The organism is Prosthecobacter sp., from assembly GCF_029946185.1.
GTDB lineage: Bacteria > Verrucomicrobiota > Verrucomicrobiia > Verrucomicrobiales > Verrucomicrobiaceae > Prosthecobacter.
On sequence record NZ_JAQSEA010000185.1, the window covers coordinates 1 to 4565 of the forward strand.

General features: G+C 56.9%; 4 protein-coding genes. 3 read left to right on the forward strand and 1 reads right to left on the reverse strand.

The features are described from left to right. Positions 1-1153 (reverse strand): Gfo/Idh/MocA family oxidoreductase (locus PSV43_RS15995; protein ID WP_300199423.1); only part of this gene is annotated, 1153 nt, incomplete at its 3' end. Between the two features lie 103 nt (positions 1154-1256). Between PSV43_RS15995 and PSV43_RS16000 the strand changes: the two genes are divergently transcribed. Genes PSV43_RS16000 through PSV43_RS16010 form a run of 3 tightly spaced genes read left to right on the forward strand, consistent with a single transcriptional unit; the run spans position 1257 to position 4317 of the window. Continuing rightward, positions 1257-2228: an ABC transporter substrate-binding protein gene (locus PSV43_RS16000; RefSeq protein WP_300199431.1), complete on the forward strand. Its 972-nt coding sequence runs from the start codon at positions 1257-1259 to the stop codon at positions 2226-2228. Further along, positions 2225-3607, forward strand: coding sequence for a histidine kinase (locus PSV43_RS16005; RefSeq protein ID WP_300199433.1), 1383 nt, complete (start codon positions 2225-2227; stop codon positions 3605-3607). Before PSV43_RS16000 ends, PSV43_RS16005 begins: the two co-directional genes overlap by 4 nt. Before the next feature lie 35 nt (positions 3608-3642). Further along, positions 3643-4317: a response regulator transcription factor gene (locus PSV43_RS16010; RefSeq protein WP_300199435.1), complete on the forward strand. Its 675-nt coding sequence runs from the start codon at positions 3643-3645 to the stop codon at positions 4315-4317. Positions 4318-4565 lie beyond the last annotated feature (248 nt).

Genomic DNA, 4565 nt, shown 5'->3' on the forward strand with positions numbered 1-4565 from the left:
TTTCGGGGTTGCTGGCGGTGATCTTGCCGCGATTGACGTAGATCCATTTGCCTTCATCACCTTCAAACATCACGCCAACATGATCGAAGGGCTTCTTGGCATTCGGGGTGGCAAGCACGGCCTCCACCTCAGGCATGAGTTTGTGAGTCGGGCTGGCCACATGCATGACGAGGCCGTTTTCGTACACGCACTCGAAGGAAAACTCAGAGGCGGTGTTGTAGAGTGCGGCCTTGTCCAGCGTGCCGGAGACGTTGCGAAGCTCGACCGGGCCGCTGAGCTGCGTGCCCATGCCCCATTGGGCGATGTCGATGTGATGCGCGCCGAAGTCGGTGATCATGCCGCCGGAGAAATTGAAGTTGTGACGCCAGTTAAGCGGCAGCAAGGCGGGGCGGTAGTCCATGTGCTCTGCAGGGCCGAGCCACATCTCGTAATCGAAATCGGCCGGCAGCGGCGCGGGATTGATCTGGTCGGCCATCCCGTTCCAGTTCGAGTGCCCTCCGGGCAGGCCGACGCGGACGCTCTTGAGTTTGCCGATGCGGCCATTCTGGACCATCTCGCAGGCGAGACGGAAATATTGATCACTGCGCTGCTGGCTGCCGGTCTGCCAGGTGACCCCTGCCTTGGCGACTTCATCGCTCATGCGGCGGCCTTCGGCGATGGTGAGTGCCAGCGGTTTCTGGCCGTAGATGTGTTTGCCTTTGCGGGCGGCATAGATGGCCAGATAGGCATGCCAGTGGTCGGGTGTGGAAACCTGCACGGCATCGAGGTCTTCCTTTTCCATCATCTCGCGAAAGTCCGCATAGGCGGCACAGGCCTTCACCGGCTTGTTGGCGGACTGAGAATAATGGGCGTCAATGATCTTCTTCCCTGCCTCACGTCCGCCGGTTTCTTTGCCGTCGTAGCCGTAATGGCCGTACTCCTTCATCGGATCAGCCACGGCAATGACCTGGCATTTGTCGTTGTTGAGAAAGGAGGGCGTCCAATCACCCGCAATCGTTCCCCAGCCAATGGCACCGACGGTGATGCGCTCTGAAGGCGCTGGGCGCCCCCCTTTGCCCAGAGCGGTGGCGGGAATGATGGTGGGGAAGCCGAGAGCGGTGGCGCTGACGGTCAAAAATTGACGACGGGTGAAGGCGGAAGTGTCTTTAGCCATGCCTCAGTTTAGCGGTGGCTCTCGCCGAGGCCAGAAAAGAAATGAAGAACTCCGGTGCAAGCAAAAGTGGACATGAGGCGTCTGTTTGCTGCATGGTGGAGGGATGAAAGACCCGAAGGCATTGCTGCAACGCTTCCTGCCCCTTCTGTGTGCCGTGGTTCTGCTCTGGGCCTCACTTTCCCCTTATCAGGAGAAAAACAAGCGCCTTCGAGTTGTGACTGGAATGTGGCCGGTGGCCGAGTCCCTGATGGTTGCGGGCGACCTGCAAATACTGCCGCACAACCGCTTTCAAATCATTGAGATTCCGTGGGCTTCCGCCGTGGCCCGGGCATTTGGCAGCGGAGCAGCTGACGTAGCCGTAGTGACACTCGACGGAGCCCTTCGCATGCGGGAAGCGGGACAGAAATTGAAGGTGATCAAGGCGTTGAACCAATCCGCAGGGGCGGATGCGCTTCTAGCACGTCATGAAATCCAACGACTGCAGGATCTTAAAGGAAAACGGGTGGGCGTCGAGCGCAGCGCTGGGTACTACCTGCTGGTCAATGCGCTGGAAAGTGTCGGCATGACATTGGCTGAGATCGAGGCTGTGCCCATGTTCCAATCTGAGATGGAACAGGCTCTGCAGGGGGGGCAGGTGGCGGCGGTGGTAGTCACGGAACCGTGGCTCACAAAGCTATCGAGCGATGGCATTCACAGCTTGTATGACTCCAGCCAGCTCAAGGTTCCGATCATCTATCTACTGGTGGCCTCCGAACGTGCCTGCAATTCTTCCCGTGAAGAGCTCAAGACTCTACTCAAGGTTGAGACCGAAATGACGAATAAGATATGGGCAGGCAAATCCTTCCTGGGAATGGATGCAGTCCTGCGACGAGAGAACCTGAGCGCTGCAGAGCTGTTTTCGTGCCTTGGTCGGCTGCACCCGCTGAATAAAGCTGAAAATGCGGAAATGCTGAAACGACTACCCCAGATGGCGCTGCAAATGGAGGAACAGATGATCCGCACCGGGATCATCCATTCCAAGCCAGCAGACAGTGTATGGATCGACGACAGCTTCACGAAGGAGGCGCTCCCTTGAAACTGTTTCGCTCCATCCAAAGTCGCATCACGCTCTCTGTGCTATCGTTTGGCCTGCTGATGATTCTGCTCAACAACTGGAGAAATCAGCAATGGCTGAAAGACCGCCGACTCATACGCTTGGAGCAGGAGTCGAGTGAAACCGGCAGCCGTCTGGCCGGTCTGCTGCAGCACCTCTCCCGCAAGCAGCAGGAACGTGCCGCCGAACTCGAGATGGCCTACGTGTCTCTTTCTTCCGACGTGGATCTGGGTCTGGTGTGCAACAAGGAGGGGGTCGTAAGCTGCTCCACTCACATGCAATGGAAGCAGATGGATGTCCTGAATACACCGCTGGCAGATGAATGGCGGCGACACGCCTCTGTGCTTGAGACCATGGCGCCTGCAATTGAATGGAATGCTGAAAAAACCAGACTGGTGGTGATGGTCCCGTTTTTTGAAACCTACGAATCCAGCAGCCGAGCAGCGGTCTTGATCCGTTACGATGCCTCACTGGCGCTTGTCCAGGTACGCGAGGAAGCCTGGCAGGAGTCCCTGCGGCAGGCTGGCGTGCTGCTGGCATCCTGCCTGCTGCTTTGGTTTGCCCTGGATGAACTGATAACGCGCAGGGTGCGCAGGGTGGTGGAAATTCTGCGTGCCGCCAGTTCTACAGACGGACTTCCCACGATATTGGAGGGGCATGATGAGCTCTCAATGATATCCAAGGAATTTGCCGGAGCAGTGACCAAGCTAAGAACGGCTGAAAACATGGTGCTGGAAGCTGCTGAGCAGGAACGCAGGAAGATCGGCAGGGACTTGCATGATGATCTCTGTCAAAGACTCTCAGCGACCAAAATGAAAGCCGGAGTCGTGCAGGGAATGATCCATGAAAAAGATGGCAAGATCGCCAACCTCGCCGGTCAGGTGGCGGAAGAACTTTCGGAATCGACGGTGATTGCGCGAAGCATGGCCTGGGGGCTTGCACCCGTGGGCATCGAAAATCAGGGCTTGAAGGATGCGCTTGAGAACGTGCTGCGGTTTGCAGAGAAGTCATACATGGTACAGTGTTCACTCGATTATTCCGATTTAAGCGCCTCTCTGACCGGCAGCTCCCAAGAACTGTTATTCCGCATTGCTCAGGAACTCGTCGTCAACGCCTGCAAGCATTCCAAGCCATCTGTCATCAACATTACTGTACGGATGGAAGACACAAATGTCGTATTAAGCGTCATTCATGATGGAGCGGGATTTACAGAACGGACTGCAACGGACGCTCACTGCATGGGCCTGCACCTCATGAGCCAGCGGCTGCGCACGCTCTCCGCAACGCTTGAGAGGACCATAGAAAAAGGGGAACGGGATTTCTCGATTGCCATTGTGCGGATCCCGCTAAAGAATCCATGATCCAAATAGCTTTCTCTACTGTGAATGACGCTCCCATGAAAACCAATCCCCCACAAGCCGCCATCCGAATTGCCATTGTGGATGACCACACCATGATGCGTGAGGGATGGCGTCTCTTCATTGAAAACGCGGCTGATCTGGCCTTTGCCTGGATGGCTGGAGATGCCTCCGAGGCGGTGCGGAAGGTGGACGAAGACACTCCGGATGTCCTGGTGGTGGACATTTCGCTGCCAGACCGTTCAGGGCTCGAACTCATCAAGGACCTCCGGCTGCTGCGCCCGAAGCTGCCTATGATCGCCATTTCCATGCATGACGAGAAGCTCTACGCTCAACGCGCCCTGAAGGCTGGTGCCCGAGGCTATGTCATGAAGAGCGCCCCGCAAAAGGTGCTGGAACAAGCACTGCACCGTGTGGCCAGCGGCGGCATCGCCGTCAGCGAAGAAATGTCCGAGGAAATCCTGAAGGCTTTTTCCTCCGGTCACGCCGCTGAATCCAAGGATTCCATCTCAGAACTCAGTGATCGCGAGTTTGAAGTTTTCGTGCTCATCGGCCAGGGGAAAAACACCGGCCAGATCGCTGAGGCACTGCGAATCAGCACCAAAACCGTGGATGTGCACAAGATGAACATTCGTGCAAAACTGGGGATGAACGAAACCGGCGAGCTGGCCTATTTCGCCATTCGTTGGGCGGAAGGTCAGAAGGCAAGCTGATCACAAGCTGCCTCTCCAGAAATTCGGCTTGTTGAAATTAGCTTCTCTTGGGAGCTGCCTCCATCCTCCGAATCCACAGCAGCTTCCGCTGATGAGAATCGAGCTGGAGAGCCTGCGTCACTGTTCACCGCTGGTTCGTCCACGGTATGATGGGGGCCTGCCGAACTCAGCACTCGGCCCCTAGAGCTGGCTGGAATCATTCCAACCAGCCATCGGCCGGGCGACCGAGCGCGCAGACAAACCCGCCA